Source organism: Ruegeria sp. BF8, assembly GCF_056538625.1.
Genome location: NZ_JBQFTL010000001.1, coordinates 139,022 through 156,830, shown reverse-complemented (window position 1 = coordinate 156,830; position 17,809 = coordinate 139,022). Strand labels below are relative to the sequence as shown.

The 17,809-nt window shown below is 62.3% G+C and carries 21 protein-coding genes; 6 read left to right on the top strand and 15 right to left on the bottom strand.

Annotation, left to right across the window (positions count from 1 at the left end):
• Nucleotides 1–44: 44 nt before the first annotated feature.
• From tolB to ACR0LD_RS00705, 6 genes are all read right to left on the bottom strand, one after another.
• Entirely contained in the window at nt 45–1,364 is a 1,320-nt protein-coding gene (gene tolB, locus ACR0LD_RS00730) for a Tol-Pal system beta propeller repeat protein TolB (protein ID WP_093962775.1), read from the bottom strand.
• The gene (locus ACR0LD_RS00725; RefSeq protein ID WP_480635282.1) at nt 1,361–2,452 is read right to left on the bottom strand and encodes an energy transducer TonB; all 1,092 of its coding nucleotides are present in this window, start codon (nt 2,450–2,452) and stop codon (nt 1,361–1,363) included. Before ACR0LD_RS00725 ends, tolB begins: the two co-directional genes overlap by 4 nt.
• Nucleotides 2,453–2,461: 9 nt before the next feature.
• Nucleotides 2,462–2,938 (bottom strand): protein TolR, encoded by a 477-nt coding sequence (gene tolR, locus ACR0LD_RS00720; protein ID WP_170362911.1) that lies wholly within the window; start codon nt 2,936–2,938, stop codon nt 2,462–2,464.
• Nucleotide 2,939: 1 nt separating this feature from the next.
• Complete coding sequence (tolQ, locus tag ACR0LD_RS00715; RefSeq protein ID WP_093962778.1) at nt 2,940–3,635, bottom strand: protein TolQ; 696 nt, start codon at nt 3,633–3,635, stop codon at nt 2,940–2,942.
• A gap of 108 nt (nt 3,636–3,743) precedes the next feature.
• Nucleotides 3,744–4,127: a tol-pal system-associated acyl-CoA thioesterase gene (gene ybgC, locus ACR0LD_RS00710; RefSeq protein WP_093962779.1), complete on the bottom strand. Its 384-nt coding sequence runs from the start codon at nt 4,125–4,127 to the stop codon at nt 3,744–3,746.
• Nucleotides 4,124–4,747 (bottom strand): hypothetical protein, encoded by a 624-nt coding sequence (locus tag ACR0LD_RS00705; RefSeq protein WP_170443540.1) that lies wholly within the window; start codon nt 4,745–4,747, stop codon nt 4,124–4,126. Before ACR0LD_RS00705 ends, ybgC begins: the two co-directional genes overlap by 4 nt.
• Nucleotides 4,748–4,897: 150 nt before the next feature.
• Between ACR0LD_RS00705 and ACR0LD_RS00700 the strand changes: the two genes are divergently transcribed.
• Nucleotides 4,898–5,632 carry a hypothetical protein gene (locus ACR0LD_RS00700; protein ID WP_480635279.1) on the top strand — a complete coding sequence of 245 codons (735 nt, stop codon included), beginning with the start codon at nt 4,898–4,900 and terminating at the stop codon, nt 5,630–5,632.
• Between the two features lie 10 nt (nt 5,633–5,642).
• Here the strand turns inward: ACR0LD_RS00700 and ruvB are convergent, their stop codons facing one another.
• The 3 genes from ruvB to ruvC are packed head-to-tail and all read right to left on the bottom strand — an operon-like array spanning nt 5,643 to nt 7,832.
• On the bottom strand, nt 5,643–6,662 hold the full coding sequence (ruvB, locus tag ACR0LD_RS00695) for a Holliday junction branch migration DNA helicase RuvB (RefSeq protein ID WP_170337873.1): 1,020 nt from the start codon (nt 6,660–6,662) through the stop codon (nt 5,643–5,645).
• Between the two features lie 4 nt (nt 6,663–6,666).
• On the bottom strand, nt 6,667–7,338 hold the full coding sequence (ruvA, locus tag ACR0LD_RS00690) for a Holliday junction branch migration protein RuvA (RefSeq protein ID WP_170358156.1): 672 nt from the start codon (nt 7,336–7,338) through the stop codon (nt 6,667–6,669).
• The gene (gene ruvC, locus ACR0LD_RS00685; protein WP_149775764.1) at nt 7,335–7,832 is read right to left on the bottom strand and encodes a crossover junction endodeoxyribonuclease RuvC; all 498 of its coding nucleotides are present in this window, start codon (nt 7,830–7,832) and stop codon (nt 7,335–7,337) included. Before ruvC ends, ruvA begins: the two co-directional genes overlap by 4 nt.
• Nucleotides 7,833–8,165: 333 nt before the next feature.
• On the opposite strand from ruvC, the gene ACR0LD_RS00680 reads away from it, so the two are divergent.
• Complete coding sequence (locus ACR0LD_RS00680) at nt 8,166–8,387, top strand: DUF1127 domain-containing protein (protein ID WP_093962786.1); 222 nt, start codon at nt 8,166–8,168, stop codon at nt 8,385–8,387.
• Between the two features lie 106 nt (nt 8,388–8,493).
• Here the strand turns inward: ACR0LD_RS00680 and ACR0LD_RS00675 are convergent, their stop codons facing one another.
• From ACR0LD_RS00675 to ACR0LD_RS00660, 4 genes are all read right to left on the bottom strand, one after another.
• The gene (locus ACR0LD_RS00675) at nt 8,494–8,838 is read right to left on the bottom strand and encodes a hypothetical protein (protein ID WP_170366671.1); all 345 of its coding nucleotides are present in this window, start codon (nt 8,836–8,838) and stop codon (nt 8,494–8,496) included.
• Nucleotides 8,839–8,936: 98 nt separating this feature from the next.
• Nucleotides 8,937–9,815, bottom strand: a complete 879-nt coding sequence (locus ACR0LD_RS00670; RefSeq protein WP_480635276.1) for a 50S ribosomal protein L11 methyltransferase — start codon at nt 9,813–9,815, stop codon at nt 8,937–8,939.
• A gap of 68 nt (nt 9,816–9,883) precedes the next feature.
• On the bottom strand, nt 9,884–11,116 hold the full coding sequence (locus ACR0LD_RS00665) for an MFS transporter (RefSeq protein WP_170337866.1): 1,233 nt from the start codon (nt 11,114–11,116) through the stop codon (nt 9,884–9,886).
• A gap of 77 nt (nt 11,117–11,193) precedes the next feature.
• The gene (locus tag ACR0LD_RS00660; protein ID WP_480635274.1) at nt 11,194–13,389 is read right to left on the bottom strand and encodes a primosomal protein N'; all 2,196 of its coding nucleotides are present in this window, start codon (nt 13,387–13,389) and stop codon (nt 11,194–11,196) included.
• A gap of 91 nt (nt 13,390–13,480) precedes the next feature.
• On the opposite strand from ACR0LD_RS00660, the gene fsa reads away from it, so the two are divergent.
• The 4 genes from fsa (at nt 13,481) to ACR0LD_RS00640 (ending at nt 16,751) form a co-directional block, all read left to right on the top strand.
• The gene (gene fsa / locus ACR0LD_RS00655) at nt 13,481–14,134 is read left to right on the top strand and encodes a fructose-6-phosphate aldolase (protein ID WP_170337507.1); all 654 of its coding nucleotides are present in this window, start codon (nt 13,481–13,483) and stop codon (nt 14,132–14,134) included.
• A gap of 204 nt (nt 14,135–14,338) precedes the next feature.
• Nucleotides 14,339–15,046 (top strand): DUF484 family protein, encoded by a 708-nt coding sequence (locus tag ACR0LD_RS00650; RefSeq protein ID WP_170358146.1) that lies wholly within the window; start codon nt 14,339–14,341, stop codon nt 15,044–15,046.
• Entirely contained in the window at nt 15,043–15,963 is a 921-nt protein-coding gene (locus ACR0LD_RS00645) for a tyrosine recombinase XerC (RefSeq protein ID WP_170390661.1), read from the top strand. Before ACR0LD_RS00650 ends, ACR0LD_RS00645 begins: the two co-directional genes overlap by 4 nt.
• Before the next feature lie 92 nt (nt 15,964–16,055).
• Nucleotides 16,056–16,751, top strand: coding sequence for a CDP-alcohol phosphatidyltransferase family protein (locus ACR0LD_RS00640; RefSeq protein WP_093962794.1), 696 nt, complete (start codon nt 16,056–16,058; stop codon nt 16,749–16,751).
• Nucleotides 16,752–16,781: 30 nt separating this feature from the next.
• Here the strand turns inward: ACR0LD_RS00640 and ACR0LD_RS00635 are convergent, their stop codons facing one another.
• Together ACR0LD_RS00635 and ACR0LD_RS00630 are read right to left on the bottom strand one after the other, a co-directional pair.
• Entirely contained in the window at nt 16,782–17,249 is a 468-nt protein-coding gene (locus tag ACR0LD_RS00635; RefSeq protein WP_170337856.1) for a hypothetical protein, read from the bottom strand.
• A gap of 76 nt (nt 17,250–17,325) precedes the next feature.
• Nucleotides 17,326–17,781, bottom strand: coding sequence for a methylated-DNA--[protein]-cysteine S-methyltransferase (locus ACR0LD_RS00630; protein ID WP_170435340.1), 456 nt, complete (start codon nt 17,779–17,781; stop codon nt 17,326–17,328).
• Between the last annotated feature and the right edge of the window lie 28 nt (nt 17,782–17,809).

The following is a 17,809-nucleotide window of genomic DNA, read 5'->3' as shown; positions in this document are numbered from 1 at the left end:
CACAGCCAGCCTGCCTTGTGAACTTCGGCGCGACCGGCGGTCTCTTAATTCAACAGTGGCCCCCAGGACGGGTCACTGCCACCGTCCGGGGTGCGTACGGGGCGCAGGTTTCGGCCCGAAATGTCGACCGAGTACAGGGTCGAACGCCCGCTGGCGCCCTGGGTTTCCCGCGCAAACATTATGACCCGGCCATTGGGCGACCATGTGGGCCCCTCGTCCAGGAACGAGGCGGTCAACAGCCGCTCCTCGCTACCGTCCAGTCGCATCACGCCGATATGGAACCGGCCCTTGTTCTGCTTGGTAAAGGCCACCAGATCTCCGCGTGGTGACCAGACGGGCGTCCCATAGCGCCCTTGGCCAAAGCTGATGCGGGTTGCCTCACCGCCATTTGCCGGCATGATATACAACTGAGGGCTGCCTGACCGGTCGCTCTCGAAGACGATCCGCGATCCGTCAGGCGAATAGCTGGGCGCGGTTTCAATTGCGGGCGTATTGGTCAGGCGCACGCTTTGCCCGGATGCCAGATCCATTTTCCACAGATCCGTATTGCCGCCCTGCGTCAGCGAGTAGACGATCGAGCGTCCATCAGGCGAAAAGCGCGGCGAGAAACTCATCGTACCTTCCTGAGTCTGCAATTCCTGCCGCTTGACCCGGCCAACATCCAGAACGTAAATCCGTGGCCGGCCGCTTTCATAGCTGGTGTAGAGCAGCCGATCGCCCGTTGGCGAAAAGCGCGGGGCCAGAACGATCGCGGCACTGTCGGTCAGGTACTGAACATTCGCCCCGTCATAGTCCATGATGGCCAGCCGCTTGCGGCGCTGATCCTTTGGGCCGGTTTCCGAGACAAAAGCCACGCGGCTGTCGAAATAGCCTCCCTCACCGGTAATGCGGCTGTAGACCTGATCAGCCACCTTGTGCGCCATTCGGCGCCAGCCCTCGGTTGTACCAGCAAATTGCAGGCCGTTGCCCAATTCCTGACCCGAGAATACATCCCAGACCCGGAACCGGACGGACAGGGTATTGCCCGAGACATTCACCGCGCCGGTGACCAGCGCATCGGCATTGATCGCCTTCCAATCCGCAAATTGGACCGGCGCTTCGAAACTGCTGACACGGCTGATGAATGCATCCGGCGAAATCTCACGGAACAGGCCGGTTCCGGTCAGGTCCTCGGCGATGACGCGGCTGATGTCAGCCGCAAACTGGCTGGCCGCCGGACTGTCCGGTACAAAGCTGGGCACCGCAAATGGCAAAGGTTCGATAATGCCTTCATCCAATTCCAGCCGAAGTGGGCCGGTTTGCGCAGACACGGGGGCCGACAGAAGGGTCAGGCCAACGAAGAGGCTGGTCAGAAGTTTCATCATTTGATCCGCATCCTCTCGGGATTGAAGGTGATCTCAATATCCTTCCAATGCTCGTATTTGTCAGCAGGAAGGTCATATCCTTTTGCTCCACAGCGCAAAATCGCACGCCGGGCGGCCTCGTATGCCTGTTTTGCGGCCCCGTCCGAGCCACCGGAGCTGTCCAGAAGCTGCAGGCTGCCGGGAACGATCGAGCCGTCGCGGTTCAGCGAGAAACCGACCACCACAACGGTCTTGAGCGCATCGGTCGACAACGAGCCCACGTTCCAGCACCGCGAAACAGCCAGACGCATCGCATCCTTTTCACCGCCGGTGAGAGGCGGACCGGACGGCTCGGACGCCCCGCCCAAGGCCTCGGCCAGCGCGTCATTGATCGCGGCCTCGTCGGGTTCCGCAGCCTGTTCGACAGGCTCGGCGGTCGCGGTCTGTTCGGTTTCCGCGGGCTTGGGCCGATTGGGCCGAACCCGGGGACGCGGCGAGCTTTGTGGCGACAGGTCCTTGGCCTCTTCCGCCTCGGTCACGATCTGGTCCGTGGCTTCCTCGGGCGCGGTCTGGTCTTGCTGCTCCTGCTGGATCTCAGCCCCTTCATCCAGCGAAACCGCCGGTGTTTCGATATCGTCCGGCTTTGCATCCAGTGGCGGCGGAGCGATGGGTTCGGGGGCCACCTTGTCCGCCGGGCGGGGCTGGGACTCGGGCAGCGCCGGCAAAACCGCAACCTCGGGTTCCGGTTCATCCAGTACCGGAGGCTGCTCGATCACGTCGGGTTCGGGTGGAGTCACAACTGCCTCGGGTTGCGGCTCGGGCTCCGGTTCAGGTGGCGTGACCGGCTCGGGGCGCGGCTGTTCTTCGACCGACGGCTCCGGCACTTCGGGTGCCGGGGGTTGCACGATCGGGTCTTCCAATGCGTTGGGGGGCGTCGGAACTTCGGGCGCATCGCTTTGCGCCGTCAGGGCAGCGAATTGCTCAGCCGAAACCACCGACACCTCCTGCACTGCAAAAGGCAGCGGCTCGGATCGGAACGTGCCGCCGAACAGGGCCCATCCGATCAATGTCACATGGGCAATCGCCGAAATCTTGGTGCCGGTATCCACCGCGCAGCCTCACTCTCCGCCCGCGTCCAGCGCCGGCCCGCCAGTATCGGTGACAAGTCCCACATTCGAAAACCCGCCGGCATTCAACGCACCCATGACCTGCATGACCTGCGCATAAGGAATGGCGCCATCGGCCCGCAGGTAGACGCGGTCGCTGCTGCGCTCGGCAGCAATGGCGCGCAGCTTACCGATCAACTCGTCGCGGGACACCTCGGTGGTCTGTATCTGAACCCGCCCGTCGGCTGTCAGCGTGACGGTCAACGGTTCCTCGTTGTCGCCGGGCAGAGCGCTGGCGGCGGTTTTGGGTAGATCAACCTCGACCCCCACGGTCATCAGCGGAGCCGCGACCATGAAGATGATCAGCAGCACCAGCATCACGTCGACAAAGGGTGTGACGTTGATTTCACCCATCGGCTGCGCACGCCCGCGCCGCCGTCCTCGGCGTCGTCCGTTGCCGCCAGACGATTGCTGGATCGCCGCACCCATGTCAGCTGTCCAACTGGCGGGACAGAATGGTTGCGAATTCGTCGGCAAAAGCCTCGTACCCGCCAACGATGCGATCGCTGTCCGCGCTAAGTTTGTTGTAGAAGATTACGGCCGGAATTGCGGCCAGCAGGCCAAGACCGGTCGCCAGCAAAGCTTCGGCGATGCCCGGTGCCACGACGGCCAGGTTTGTGTTCTGCTGTTCGGCGATTTCGATGAAGGCGTTCATGATGCCCCAAACCGTACCGAACAGGCCGATGAAGGGCGCAGTCGAACCCACGGTCGCAAGGATCGAAAGACCCTTTTGCAAACCCTCGGCCTCTTTGGCGATGGCCACATCCATAGAACGATCGATCCGGGCCTGCGCGCCGGCTATGAGTCCACCGTCGGCGCGGTGCGAGCGGCGCCACTCGATCATGCCGGCTGCGAAGATCTTTTCGGAACTGCCATCCGGCTGCGTTCCGATCTGTTCAAACAACTCGTCCAGCGGGTTGCCCGACCAGAACGCCTCGTCGAACACCTGCGCTTCGCGTCGCGCGCTGCGATAGGTGATGAGCTTTTGAATGATGATCGACCATGACCAGAAGGATGCGACCACAAGGATCAGCATCACCACTTTCACGATGAATGTCGCACGGGCGAACAGCCCCCACATGGAGAAATCGATCTCCTGCGCCAGCGCCAGCGTTTCAGCTTCCATGAACCTGCTCTTTGTTTTGCCTGACAGCCGTTGATTGGCCTTGTTTTGCCAAACGCTAGCGTAGTTAGGGGCAAATTGCCAACAGAACCACAGGGGCTGAGCAAATTGTTACAGCAATGCGCGAATCTCTGCCGGGAGCCGGATCGGCCGGCCATCCTGATTGACGCAAACGGCCGTCACGGTCGCGCGGAAGACTTCGGTCTCGCCGCGCCGGATGAGTTGAGCCATGGTCAGTCGCACGCCGGAGATCGCGACGACCTCGGTTTCGACCAGCAACTCGTCGTCGAACCGCGCAGACGCCAGATAGTCGGCCTCGACCCTCCGCACGACCCAGATGATACCAGCCTCGCGCATTGCGTTCTGGTCATTGCCCAGGTTGCGCACCCAATCCGACCGGGCGCGCTCGATATAGCGCAGATAGTTGGCGTGATAGACCACGCCCCCCATGTCGGTGTCCTCGTAGTAGACGCGGACGGGAAAGACATGCTTCATTGCGTCGGCTCCATGCGTGCGAACAGCCGCAGCGCATGGGACGGGTCCCGCGCCACCGCCGGCAAAACCGGATCATAGGCTGCACGGATCAGCGCGGCAATGTCGGGCCGCAGGATCGTGGTGTCTCCCGCCACGGCCAGGGGCGAGCGCTCTCGGAAGGCTGTATCCGACCACAAAAGAATGGTCTGAACGACCTGCGACAACGCCAGCGTTTCGGCCGAAACTTTCGACAGCTCACTGTCCATACTCACAAAGACAAACGCAGCACGGATCGCGCCGTCCGGATCGAACCTGAAGGCTCGATACTGGTTGGCTCCGCCAGCATCGAGCCGCTCGACCAGTGGCGCGAGGTCCGGGATCAGCCGGTCAAGGTCAGGCACTTCAAGCAGCTCGGCCCAATCGCGAAAAAAGAACACCATGCAGTTGGCGCCCAACTCGGGGTCGGTCTCGGCCATCTTATGGCCGGCCAGTGCCACGACCGCCTCGAACGCGCCTTTGACCGTTGCTAGTGTCTTGTCTTCCACTCCAAATACGATCGGCACGATGGGCCGTCCCCAACGTGCGAAAAGATAGTTCCCGTCCGCGCGGCAAAACAACTCGGCAACACCCTCAGGCGTCATTGGCAATTCCCTCTTTTTTCAGTCTCGGGGCCGTTGTTTACTGTCGCAAACAAAGATATGCCCACGACAAACGCCATGTTGCCAGGCGTTACCGACACCACCAGAACAGACGGTCTCGGCCATCTCTGACAAGGACGAAACATCGACCCAATGCTTTCCTGGATCAGAAGAAATCCGCCACAGCACAAAGGACGGCTAACTCCTGAATTTGACCGCGTCTACCATTATCACATCAGAAAAACAGCCGGCTCTTCGTTGAATGCGGCGTTCCTGTCGGCGTTCGCCGGCAAGCGTGTGACAGTGAAAGCTCTTGCGGGCTCCCCCAAACACCGAATTGCCGGCGAGATCGGACCTGCGGTCGGCTGGAACGAGCGGCTGATAAAGGCGGGCAGCTTTGCCTACGCGTTTTCACATTCGCCGTTCCATTCACTGAAGGTGCCTGCCAAGACCTGCACATTTACTGTGTTCCGCGATCCGGTCGAGCGGGCCTACAGCCACTTTTTGATGCTGAAAGGGTATATTGAAAACGGCGTCGATCACCCCTGCCTGGCATCCGAAGGCGATTGGGCGAAGGGCGACTTTGCCGATTTCATCGCATCCGCTGACCGCGATCACCTGCTGCGTCAGCTTTATATGTTCAGCGAAAACTTCGACGTGGAAGAGGCTGTCGAGGCTGTGTCCTCTCTAGATCAAGTCGGTTTCTTTCACGAACTCGGCAATTTGCTTGAAAGCGCCCAGGCGTTGTTCTCGGTGGACTTGCCTATGCGCCACGAAAACAGGTCGTTGTCACGCAAAAAGCTGTCTGCGGAAGAATTGGCCGCATTCCGTCCTCATTTCGAACCCGAGTACGAGATGCTGGTGAAAATCCGCGAGCGTAAAGGCTGATCTACAGTCGTCAGCCAAACAGGTCGCTCTGTCCCTTGGGCGCGGCCATGCCCAAATGCGTCCAGGCCTTCTGCGCCAGCATCCGGCCGCGCGGCGTGCGTTGGATCAGGCCCTGTTGCAGCAGATAGGGCTCGATCACTTCCTCCAGCGAGTCGCGGCTCTCGGACAAGGCGGCCGACAAGGTCTCGATCCCTACCGGGCCACCGCCATAATTTTCGGCGATCAGTTTCAGATAGCGGCGGTCGGCGCCGTCCAAGCCCAGATTATCGACGCCCAACCGCGTCAGCGCGCCATCGGCCAATTCGCGCGTGATGCGGCCGTCGCCCTCGACGATGGCGAAATCCACGACCCGCCGCAGCAGCCGCCCGGCGATACGGGGAGTGCCCCGCGACCGGCGCGCGATCTCGCGCGCACCGTCGTCATCGGCCGGCGCGCCCAGCTTGCGGGCGTTGCGGGTGACGATCTCGTGCAATTCTTCCACGGTGTAGAATTGCAGCCGGGTCGGAATGCCGAACCGGTCGCGCAGCGGGGTGGTCAGCAGGCCCATCCGCGTGGTCGCCCCGACCAGGGTAAAGGGCTGCAGTTCGATCCGCACGGTACGGGCCGCGGGGCCCTCGCCGATCACCAGATCCAGCTCGAAATCCTCCATCGCCGGGTACAGCACCTCTTCCACCGCCGGATTCAGGCGGTGAATCTCGTCGATGAACAGCACGTCGCGCTCTTCGAGGTTGGTCAGGATCGCCGCAAGATCCCCGGCCTTGGCCAGAACCGGCCCCGAGGTCATGCGGAAGTTCACCCCCAGCTCGCGCGCCATGATCTGCGCCAGCGTCGTCTTGCCCAGGCCCGGAGGGCCGTGGAACAGCGTGTGGTCCATCGCCTCGTTCCGCTGGCGGGCCGACTGGATGAAGATGCGCAGATTGGCCCGCGCCTCGGCCTGGCCGATGAATTCGTCCAGCCCCTGCGGGCGCAAGGCGCGGTCGTTGTCCTCGGGCAGAGGCTGCGGGCGCAGGGTCGGGTCGGCATCAACCATTCATTCAGCCTTTCGGAGCCAGCAGTTTCAACGCCGCGCGGATCAATTCGGCCTCGCCGGCATCGGGCAGGTTGGCGGCGGCCTCGGCCACGGCCGATGCGGCCTCGGACGGGCCATAGCCCAGGTTCGACAGCGCCGACAAAGCACCCGCCGACGCCGCACCCGCACCGGGTTTCGAGGCCCGCACCCGGACCGGCGCCGGGTCTGCGGGTTCAACCACCTCGGCCACGGGGCCGTCCATCGCCTCGGTCACCGTGCCGCCCATCGCCATGACGCCGGGCGCCTTGTCTTTCAGGTCCAGCACGATGCGCTGCGCGGTCTTGGGCCCGACGCCCTTGGCCGCCTTTACCGCGCCCCAATCGCCCAGCGCGATGGCCCGGCTGACCCCGTCCGGCCCCAGCGCGCCCAGAATGGCCAGAGACACCTTGGCCCCCACCCCTTGAACCGAGCAGAGCAGCCGATGCCACTCTTTCTCGACCAAAGACAGAAAGCCATAAAGCTGCATCAGGTCCTCGCGCACCACCAGATCGGTGTACAGCGAGACCGCCTCGCCCACCCCAGGCAGGGCCGCCATGGTGCGGTCCGAGCAATAGACGATGTAGCCGACCCCGCGCACGTCGATCAGAAGGTGATCCGCCGCGCGGTAGTCGATGCGTCCGGTCAGTTTGCCGATCATGTGGCCACCTGCTTGATGCGCGCCTGCGGTGTCGCACCGTAGAACGCATGACAGATCGCGATCGCCAGCGCATCCGCGGCGTCGGCCCCCTTGGGCTGGCATCCCGGCAGTTGAAGTTTGACCATGTGCAGAATCTGTTCCTTCTCGGCGTGCCCCACGCCCACCACGGTTTTCTTGACCCGGTTGGGCGCGTATTCGCCCACCGGCAACCCAGCCTGCGCCAAGGTCAGCAACGCCACTCCGCGCGCCTGACCCAGCTTCAGCGTCCCGGCGCCGTCCTTGTTGACAAAGGTCTGTTCGATGGCTGCCTGGTCGGGCTGATGTTCGGCGATCACCTCGACGATCTGGTTGTGCAGCGACAAAAGCCGCTCGCCCAGATCATCCCCGTCGGATTTGCACAGGCCGTTGGCAACATGGCTCAGTCGGCTGCCATGTGATTCGATGACGCCCCACCCCAGGGTTCGCAGCCCCGGATCAATGCCCAGAATTCGCATGTTGTGCCTCGGCCTGCTCGGGTTTTCATTGTCTTTTCTCTCGATTAGCACGAAGCGTGAACATTTTCCAAGAAAATTGATCCGGCACCCAAATGCGACACGCCTGTTCCGTCCGCGACAACTCGGACGCATTGCGACCCTAGAAAGTCTAAAACCGACACATTCCCAAAGCAGTTTTCACCAATAATTTAAGGGACTTTCATCATTTTCGAAGCATTGCAAAAACTGCATAGGACACATGCAGTTTCAGCACTTGCAAGGTCAATCCGACATCACTAACTGGCCCGGGAATTCGACATTCAAACGTCAACACTGAACAGAAGGAAGCAGGATATGGCTGCAATTGACACAACCCGCGCCTCGATTGGCTCGTTTGGCCTTGTCGGCCGTATCGGCGCCTTTCTGGCATCCGTCGTGAACGCCGTTGTCGCATGGAACGACGCACGCGTGACGCGCAATGCATTGAACGGTCTGAGCAACCGTGAACTGGAAGATATCGGCCTGTGCCGCGGTGACATCGACGAGGTCGCTGCTGGCCGCCGCCGTCTGTACTGAAACCACCCGCTCTCGCCCCTATCCTCCCTCGGGGCAGCACGGAAACACCGCGGACCGAAAGGTACGCGGTGTTTCTGTCTTTTGAAGGCTCTTTAGGAGAGAGAGTTCAGTAGAGAATCTTGTTCAGCTGTGTCGAAATGGCCTGCGACAATGGATCGATCTGCATGATCCACGCGCCCGCCTGTTCAACCGATGTCCCTTCGTTCAGGGCATCCACCCGATACTGGTATCCGGTCGGACCGAGATTGGATAGCAGGAACGCTTTGAAAGCAAAAAATCCGCACAGGCACAGCAACAGAACCTTGGCCGGAACCGCCGAGCGTACCCGCTGGGGTTTCATGACGACCAGACCATCTTTGCGCATGGTCGCGCGATAGCCACGGCTCATCTTGTTGTGTTTCTTTGTCAGCCGATGAACGCGCTGATCGAATTCAAGTTGTTTTCCTGTCATGGCAGCCTCCAAAAACCGCCCCCCAAATTCATTGGATGACGGTAGAAAGAGAATGCGTCAAAACCGTGGCAAAAATCCACAAAACTCCTGCAAATGGTCTAATTTGCGCCCTGTTTGGTTAAGACTAGCGTCGTCCATTCACCAATCATACATCGATCCATCGTATTGAATCCGTTTCGTGAATAAACTGATTCCACTTCGTCGGCCTGCTCGTTGAGGATTCCCGACAGGATCGCATGTCCGCCTCCGCGCAGATTCTGCGCGATTTCCGGGGCAAGGGCCACCAGCGGTCCTTTCAGAATGTTGGCGAAAATCAGATCGTAAGGCGCCGCCGCATGGAGGTCAGGATGGTCAAATCCGGCAGCCTCGACACAACGGACAGCTCCGGCCATGCCGTTGGCCTTCAGGTTGGCCTCGGCTACGTCGACGGCGACCTGATCAATGTCGCTGGCCAGGATGTCACCTTCCCAGACCCGCGCCGCCGCCATCGCCAACACCGCCGTACCGCAGCCGATATCGGCGACCTTGCTGGCCTCGAACCCATTCTCAATCAGCTTGTCCAGCGCCTTCAGACACCCCAGCGTCGTTCCGTGGTGCCCAGTGCCAAAGGCCATCGCTGCCTCGATCAGCAGCGGAATACGCCCCTCGGGCAGCTTGTCGGCATCGTGGCTGCCATAGACGAAAAACCGCCCGGCCTCGACCGGGGCCAGCTCGCGCCGGACATGGGCGACCCAGTCAGTTTCCGGCAGTTCCGACACCACGAAGGGCTTGGCTTCGAAGGCCGCCGCCAGCAGGGCCAGGGCGGCCTCGTCGGGGCTTTCGGTGAAATAGCCGCCGACCTCCCACAGGCCCGAGCCGTCCTCGACCTCGAAGACACCCACGCCGGTGGGTTCGGGCTCCAGACGCTCCATCGCTTCGCCCAGGCTTTCGGCCGCGGCTTTGCCTTTCAGGGTGGTCAGGGCGGTGAATGTGGGCATGGGAACCTCCTGCAGAAACCGCCTTTGCGCCTAGGGCCGTCAGCCGCCGAGGTCAAGCGTCGCGCGTGTCATTCGGCCGGTGCGGGCGCGTATTTCGAAAAGATGGTCTCGTTCCCCGGTTCGGGGTGGCGCGGGATCAGCAGCGACAGCGCCAGAGAGATCAGCGCCATACCCGCCGCCAGGCCGAACACCGCCCCCGGCGACACGACCCACAACAGGCCAAGCAGTGCCGGCAGGAACACCGCCGCAATATGGTTGATGGTAAAGGCCACCGCCGCGGTGGGGGCAATATCGGCCGGATCGGCGATTTTCTGGAAATAGGTCTTGAGCGCCAGAGCCAGCGCGAACAGCACGTGGTCGATGACGTAGAGAATGGCCGCCAGCAGCACACCCCAGCCGAACCAGTAGATGCCACCATAGGCCGCAAATACGATGGCAAGGCCCAAATATTCGAAGATCAGCGTACGCCGCTCGCCAAACACCGCGACGGCCTTGCCCAGCAGAGGGGCGGCGGCCATGTTGATGATCAGGTTGATGAGGTACAGGCTGGTCAAGTGATGCACTTCGAAGCCGAAGCGCTCGACCATCATGAACCCGGCGAACACGACAAAGATCTGCCGCCGCGCGCCCGCCATGAACTGCAGCGCGTAATACAGCCAGTAGCGGCGGCGCAGCACGATCTTCTTGGTCTGCGGTGTCGGCGCATCGAATTGCGGATAGGCGATCAGGCAGAACAGTGCGAGTACCGCGGTCAGCCCACCAGCCGCCATGAAGACCGTGTTGTAGGACAGATCGAACCGATCCCACGTCAGCACGATCAGCCCATAGACCACCAGCGTCGAGGCCGACCCCATCGCCACCAGCCAGCCCAGCACCTGCGGGGCGCGGTCCTTGGGCAGCCATTGCAGCTGAAGCGACTGATTCACCGTTTCGTAGTAATGAAACCCGATCGAGCTGAACAGGGTCACGAACAGCAGCCCGCCGAGGCTGGGAAACCAGGCCGTCACCGCCGTGGCGACGCCCAGCAGCATCAGCGAAATCATGGCCAGCACCTGCTCGCGCACGAAAATTATCACCGCGATCACGCCCACGGCCAGAAAGCCCGGGATTTCTCGCACCGTGTGTAGCAGGCCGATGTCTGCCCCGTCGAAATCCGCGACTTCGATCACGAAGTTGTTCAGCAGTGCGCTCCATGCGTTGAAGGCGATCGGCATGGTCAGCGCCATCACGAACAGCAACGTGACGGGGCGGCGCCAGAACGGCAGGCTCTGGGCCTGGGACAGGGGCATCGGTTTCAGCATGAGAGTTCTCTACGCCCAATCCGCCCGGCTGGCGAGAGGAAATCCCCCGTGCACATGGGGTCTGCGCTGATGCAGAGTCAGTAGAAGCTCTGCGGGTCGATATCGACGGTCAGGCGGATGTCTCCCTTCAGGCGCAGAGGTGCGATCCAGCGGGCGATGGCGTCCTGGATCGGTGCCCCCTTGGGCGCCTTGACCAGCAGCCTTACCCGGTGCCGCCCGCGGATACGGGCAATCGGTGCCGGGGCAGGCCCAAAGACCTGTGCCCCGATCTGCCGCAGCGGCGCGTCATTGCGCGCCAATACGTTGCCGATGTCAAAGACGGGCCCGACCTCGGGGCCGGACAGCACGATCCCCGCCATCCGGCCATAAGGCGGCACCCCGGCCGCCTGACGCCCGGCGGCCTCGGCACGCCAGAACCCTTCCTCATCCCCCGACAGGATCGCGCGGATCACCGGGTGTTCGGGCTGAAAAGTCTGCAGCAGCGCCGTCCCCGGCTTGTCGGCCCGCCCGGCCCGGCCCGCCACCTGCCGCATCAGTTGAAAGGTCCGCTCGGCAGCGCGCAGGTCGGACCCGTGCAGGCCCAGATCCGAGTCGATCACCCCGACCAGCGTCAGGTTCGGGAAATTGTGCCCCTTGGCCACCAGCTGCGTGCCGATGACGATATCTGCGTCACCCTCGGCAATCTCTTCGATCTTGGCCTTCAGCGCCCGGGCCGAGCCGAACAGGTCGGAACTGAGCATGGCGATGCGGGCGTCGGGAAAGGTCGCCTCGGCCTCTTCGGCCAGACGTTCGATGCCGGGGCCGACCGGGGCCAGCTTGCCCTCGACCCCGCAGGCGGGGCAGGCTTCGGGCATGGGCTTGGTCTCGCCGCACTGGTGGCACATCAGACGTTTGAGGAACCGGTGTTCGACCATGCGCGCATCGCAGTGGTCGCAGGCGATCTGTTCGCCGCAGGCCCGGCACAGCGTCACCGGCGCATATCCCCGGCGGTTGATGAACAGCAGCGACTGTTCGCCCTTCTCGATCCGCGCCTGCACCGCTTGGCGCAGACTGGGGGAAATCCAGGTGCCCGGCTGCATCTTCTCGGCACGCATGTCGATGGTCTTCATCTCCGGCAACACCGCCGCCCCAAAGCGCGAGGTCAGGTCCAACCGGTCGTACTTGCCGGCTTCGGCATTGGCCCAGCTTTCCAGCGAGGGCGTGGCGCTGGCCAAGATCACCCGCGACCCGCAGATCGCCGCCCGCAGAACCGCCATGTCGCGCGCATTGTAATGCACGCCGTCTTCCTGCTTGTACGAGGTGTCGTGTTCCTCATCCACCACGATCAGGCCCAGATCGCGGAACGGCAGAAACAGCGCCGACCGCGCGCCGACCACCATCTGCGCATCGCCCTGCCCGACCATGCGCCAGACCCGGCGGCGTTCAGTCATCGTGGCACCGGAATGCCATTCGGCCGGGCGCGCGCCGAACCGCTCCTCGACCCGTGTCAGAAACTCGGCGGTCAGGGCAATCTCGGGCAGCAGCACCAGCGCCTGCCGGCCCATGCGCAGTACTTCGGCCACTGCTTCAAGGTAAACCTCGGTCTTGCCCGACCCGGTCACGCCCTTCAGCAGCGTGGTGCCATAGGTTCCGCTGCGCAGCGCGGCCCGCAACGTGTCGGCGGCAGCGGTCTGATCGGGGGTCAGCGCCTTGCCGGGCCGGTCCGGATCCAGCGTCGGATAAGGCAGGTCGCGGGGGCTGTCCTCCTCACGCACAGCGCCCTGCTTGACCAACCCTTTGACGACCGACGAAGTGACCCCGGCCATCTCGGCCAGTTCTTTCAGGGTAAAGGCCAGCCCGCCATACTCACGCAGCACTTCCAGCACTCGGGCCCGGGCATCGGTCATGCGGTCAGGCGTGCCGCTGCCCAGCCGATAGATCTTGCGCATCGACAGCGGGTCGCCCAGACCCGGCGCGCGGGTGGCCAGCCGCAGCATGGCCGGCATCGGCGTCAGCGTGTAGTCGGCCGCACGCTGCAGGAACAGGCGCATCTCTTCGCGCATGGGCGCCACGTCCAGCACCCGGATGACCGAGCGGATCTTGCTGCGGTCGAAATCTCCGCGCCCTGCGCCCCAGACCACACCCAGAACCTTGCGCGGGCCCAGCGGCACCTCGACGAAAGCCCCCAGGAAACACCCCCCTTCGGGCGCCTTGTAATCCAACGTCCGGTCCAGCGGCTGGGTCGTCAGAACCGCCACCAGTTCACCTTGGTCGAAATGCACCGGGTCGCTCAATGCGCGCCTTTCTTCAGCAGGGGTTTCAGCACGGGTCTCTTTGAGGTAAAGGCATCCGCGAGCAAGGCCAACCCATCAAAGGACTGCCCCGATGAAATTCTTCGTAGACACAGCCGAAATCGACGCCATCGCCGAGTTGAACGACCTGGGCATGGTGGACGGTGTCACCACCAACCCCTCGCTGATCCTGAAATCGGGTCGCGACATTCTGGAAGTGACCAAGGAAATCTGCGACCTGGTCGATGGCCCGGTTTCCGCCGAAGTCGTCGCCACCGAAGCCGAGGACATGATCGCCGAAGGTCGCAAGCTGGCGCAGATCGCACCGAACATCGCCGTCAAGGTGCCGCTGACCTGGGCCGGTCTGAAAACCTGCAAGACGCTCAGCGACGAAGGCCAGATGGTCAACGTCACCCTGTGCTTCTCGGTCAACCAGGCGCTTCTGGCGGCCAAGGCGGGCGCGACCTTCATCTCGCCCTTCATCGGACGTCTGGACGACATCAACCTCGACGGCATGGATCTGATCGCAGACATCCGTCAGGTCTATGACAACTACGGGTTCGAAACCGAAATCCTCGCCGCCTCGATCCGTAGCGTGAACCATGTGGCCGACAGCGCCCGCATCGGCGCCGACGTGATCACCGCCCCGCCTGCCGTGATCAAGAAGCTGGCTGATCATCCGCTGACTGACAAGGGGCTCGAGGCCTTCCTGTCGGATTGGGCCAAGACCGGCCAGAAGATTCTGTGATCCATTGATCCCAAGTACAACCGCGCGGCCCGCCCGGGGCCGCGCCTGGCCCAACTGCAGTGGGCCTGATCTTTGATCAGAAGCCTGCAGGCGGGAGCCACGCCCCCACACACGGCGCCTAATCCACCTAAACGTGCATTTTTCCCAAGGTATTTCCGGGCACCCGTGCTATAACGCCCCTAACAAAAAAAGACCGGACAGGATATGAGCAGCAATCCCAAACTCGAGGACAACCTCCGCGCCGCGATTCTGGCCGAGCCGGACGCCGTGCTGGACGACAAGGATCTGATGCAGGCGCTGGTCGCCGCGAACGAACGCGCCCGCGGAGACAACATCATCGACCTGCGCGGAATCGCCATGCAACGGCTTGAGGCACGGCTGGACCGGCTGGAGGATACACATCGCTCGGTCATCGCAGCCGCCTACGAGAACCTAGCCGGAACCAACCAGGTTCACCGCGCCATCCTGCGCCTACTCGAGCCAACGGAATTCGAGGATTTCCTGCGCGTGCTGGGTACGGAAGTTGCCGAAATCCTCCGCGTCGACCGCATCACGCTGGTCCTGGAAACGACGATGGTCCAGCAGGACCCAAGCATCGACCGGCTGGACGGTGTTCTGGCCGTGGCGGAACCGGGTTTCGTGCAGTCCTACATGGACAACGCACCAAACCACCCCGCGCGCGAGGTTGTCCTGCGCGAAATTCGCCAGCCCAACCGCAGAGTGCACGGGGATCAGCTGGACCAACTGCAATCTGAGGCATGTATGCAGCTAGATCTCGGCAAAGGGCGTCTGCCGGGCATGATTGTCATGGGCGCGCGCGACCCAAGGCACTTCTCGCCTCAATTGGGCACTGATCTGCTGGCCTTTTTTGCAGGCGTATTCGAACGGTCGATGCGCCACTGGCTGTCGTGAGCCTGATCTCTCCAGCCTGCCGCGATGCGTTGCAGTTGTGGCTGGAGGGGTTGACCGCTTTGGCGGGACGTTCGGAAAACACCATCAACGCCTACCGCGGGGATGTCTCGGATTTCCTGTCTTTCATGACTTTGCATCACAGCGAACGGCAGGGGCTGGCGGCGCTCGAGCGCATCACCGTTTCGGACATGCGGGCCTGGATGGCACAGCAACGCGAATCCGGCGTCGGGGCGCGGTCGCTGGCGCGAAAACTGTCCGCCGTCAAAAGCTTCTATCGCTGGCTGGCCGAACGCGAGGGGTTCGAGCCCACCGCCGTCCTGTCCACCCGCGCCCCGAAATACACCAAGAAACTGCCGCGCCCGCTGGCCGAAGACGCCGCCCGCGCCATGATCGAGACGGTCGAGCTGCAATCCGGATCAGATTGGGTTGCCGCCCGCGATGTTGCCGTCGTGACCCTGCTGTATGGCTGCGGCCTTCGCATTTCCGAAGCCCTGTCCCTGACCGGCGCGGATGCCCCCCTGCCCAACACGCTGAGAATTGTCGGCAAGGGTGACAAGGAAAGGATCGTTCCGGTCATCCCCGCCGCGCGCCAGGCGGTCGACCGATACCTTGAGTTGTGCCCACATCCCCATTGCCCGACCGCCCCATTGTTCCGCGGCGTACGGGGCAAGGCCCTGAGTCCAAGGGCAATTCAGGGCGTCATGGCCAAAGCGCGTATGCAACTGGGTCTTCCGGCAACGGCCACTCCACACGCGATGCGGCACAGCTTTGCCACCCATCTTCTGTCGGCTGGCGGAGACCTCCGGGCCATTCAGGAACTGCTGGGTCACGCGTCCCTTTCGACCACACAGGCCTATACCGCCGTCGACACTGCGCGCCTCATGGAGGTGTACAACCGCGCGCACCCCAAAGCCTGAGACGCGGCGGAATTGCAGCAACCGCATTTCGGCGCCGATACCGGGGGCTTTTTGCTTTGCATCTCGGGCGCGCATCGTACATGACACGGGTCATGACACTCAGATTCAAAGCTTTAGCCGTTCACCTGTTCACCGCGACCGGAGCCGTATTTGCGATGCTGGCCATGCTGGCCGCGGTCGAGGAAAAGTGGAGCCTGATGTTTCTGTGGCTGGTCGTTTCGTTCATCGTCGACGGAATCGACGGCCCCTTGGCCCGGCACTATCACGTCAAAAAGAACGCACCCGAGTTCGACGGTGTTCTGCTGGATCTGATCATCGACTATCTGACCTACGTCTTCATTCCGGCCTATGCGCTGTTCAAATCCGGTCTGATGGACGGCTGGACCGGCTGGTTCGCGATCATCGTCATCACATTCGCCAGCGCGATGTATTTCGCTGACACGCGGATGAAGACCAAGGACAATTCCTTTTCCGGTTTTCCGGGCTGCTGGAACATGGTCGTGGTGGTGATCTTTGCGCTGAAGCCCGACTTCTGGTTCAGCCTCGTCCTTGTGGCGTTGCTGGCCGTTGCAATGTTTCTGCCCCTGAAATTCATTCACCCCGTGCGCACCGAACGCTGGCGCAACCTGTCCCTGCCCATGGCCTTCGCCTGGACTTTTTTTGCCGGATGGGCCGCTTGGGTGGATTTTCACCCGCAAAGCTGGGCGCATTGGGGTCTGGTGGTGACCAGCCTGTATCTGGTCTCGGCGGGGATCGCCCAGCAAATCATGCCGCCGAGCCGCGATTGAGACGCGGCCCGAACGGGCGAAAATCACAGATCAGAGAATTTCCCGGATCTCGAACTCGGTGCCATTATGGGTGAAGACGTCGCCCTTTCGCATTCCGGCCATGGCCAGATAGATCGGGCTTTGGGTTGAAATCCCCATATATGTTTCACCATCCACGTCGAACTTGGTGGTCGACACGCAGACGACGAAATGCCGATCGCCCAGCCAGACTACGGCGCCCGGCTGCACTGTATCCGTCAGGCTGAAATCGGTGTTTTCGATCACGTCAATCTTGGCATGATGCGCATGCACCGGCCCGTCAAACGCGGCGGCCAGATCTGCGCTTTCGCGCGATGCCGCAATATCATCCTTGTCGTGGCCTTCCCGGTCATCCAATTGGGACTCTTTCTGAAAGGCATCGTGGTGCGCCTGCGCCGTCGCCAACTCCTGTGCCTCCAACGCCATCAATTGGTCAATGATGGCCTTCTTCCGGGCGGCGGGGTCAATTTTCGCAGTCATGAATTGCAGTCCTTCGGGTTCGAAAACTGTCTCAGGTTGGGACGCTTTGCGAAAGATTGCAACCGGATTCCGGCGGTCAGATCAGCAGACTGGCAGCGCCCTCGTGACGCAACAGGGCAACCTTGCCCTCAACCCCGCCCTGCCCCGAGAACCCGCCAAGGCCGCTTGCCGCCAGAACGCGGTGACAGGGAATGATCACCGGAATCGGGTTGGCACCACAGGCCTGCCCGACAGCTTGCGCCGGACATCCAAGATCCTGCGCGATATCACCGTAAGTCCGCGTGTCACCGAAAGGAATCGCGGACATCAAGCCGCAGACCTGTTTCTGGAATTCGGACCCAACGACACGCAGTGGCAAGTCGAACTTTTGCAACCGGCCCTCGGCATAGGCCCTGATCTGTGATGCCGCTTCGATCAGCAGCGGGGTCGTCTCACCCGTTGTGTGACCGTCCCACACCAGACTGGTGATGGCACCGTCCTCTTCTTCGACCCCGAGGCATCCGAACTGGGTTTCCACTGCAATCATCGGCATGGGCGCAGAGTTTCAGATTGGCGGGTGC

Excerpts from the sequence above, each read along its gene's own strand:
- tolB (WP_093962775.1), bottom strand. The coding sequence starts at position 1,364 with ATGATGAAACTTCTGACCAGCCTCTTCGTTGGCCTGACCCTTCTGTCG.
- tolR (WP_170362911.1), bottom strand. The coding sequence starts at position 2,938 with ATGGGTGCGGCGATCCAGCAATCGTCTGGCGGCAACGGACGACGCCGA.
- tolQ (WP_093962778.1), bottom strand. The coding sequence starts at position 3,635 with ATGGAAGCTGAAACGCTGGCGCTGGCGCAGGAGATCGATTTCTCCATG.
- ybgC (WP_093962779.1), bottom strand. The coding sequence starts at position 4,127 with ATGAAGCATGTCTTTCCCGTCCGCGTCTACTACGAGGACACCGACATG.
- ACR0LD_RS00705 (WP_170443540.1), bottom strand. The coding sequence starts at position 4,747 with ATGACGCCTGAGGGTGTTGCCGAGTTGTTTTGCCGCGCGGACGGGAAC.
- ACR0LD_RS00700 (WP_480635279.1), top strand. The coding sequence starts at position 4,898 with ATGCTTTCCTGGATCAGAAGAAATCCGCCACAGCACAAAGGACGGCTA.
- ruvB (WP_170337873.1), bottom strand. The coding sequence starts at position 6,662 with ATGGTTGATGCCGACCCGACCCTGCGCCCGCAGCCTCTGCCCGAGGAC.
- ruvA (WP_170358156.1), bottom strand. The coding sequence starts at position 7,338 with ATGATCGGCAAACTGACCGGACGCATCGACTACCGCGCGGCGGATCAC.
- ruvC (WP_149775764.1), bottom strand. The coding sequence starts at position 7,832 with ATGCGAATTCTGGGCATTGATCCGGGGCTGCGAACCCTGGGGTGGGGC.
- ACR0LD_RS00680 (WP_093962786.1), top strand. The coding sequence starts at position 8,166 with ATGGCTGCAATTGACACAACCCGCGCCTCGATTGGCTCGTTTGGCCTT.
- ACR0LD_RS00675 (WP_170366671.1), bottom strand. The coding sequence starts at position 8,838 with ATGACAGGAAAACAACTTGAATTCGATCAGCGCGTTCATCGGCTGACA.
- ACR0LD_RS00670 (WP_480635276.1), bottom strand. The coding sequence starts at position 9,815 with ATGCCCACATTCACCGCCCTGACCACCCTGAAAGGCAAAGCCGCGGCC.
- ACR0LD_RS00665 (WP_170337866.1), bottom strand. The coding sequence starts at position 11,116 with ATGCTGAAACCGATGCCCCTGTCCCAGGCCCAGAGCCTGCCGTTCTGG.
- fsa (WP_170337507.1), top strand. The coding sequence starts at position 13,481 with ATGAAATTCTTCGTAGACACAGCCGAAATCGACGCCATCGCCGAGTTG.
- ACR0LD_RS00650 (WP_170358146.1), top strand. The coding sequence starts at position 14,339 with ATGAGCAGCAATCCCAAACTCGAGGACAACCTCCGCGCCGCGATTCTG.
- ACR0LD_RS00640 (WP_093962794.1), top strand. The coding sequence starts at position 16,056 with ATGACACTCAGATTCAAAGCTTTAGCCGTTCACCTGTTCACCGCGACC.
- ACR0LD_RS00635 (WP_170337856.1), bottom strand. The coding sequence starts at position 17,249 with ATGACTGCGAAAATTGACCCCGCCGCCCGGAAGAAGGCCATCATTGAC.
- ACR0LD_RS00630 (WP_170435340.1), bottom strand. The coding sequence starts at position 17,781 with ATGCCGATGATTGCAGTGGAAACCCAGTTCGGATGCCTCGGGGTCGAA.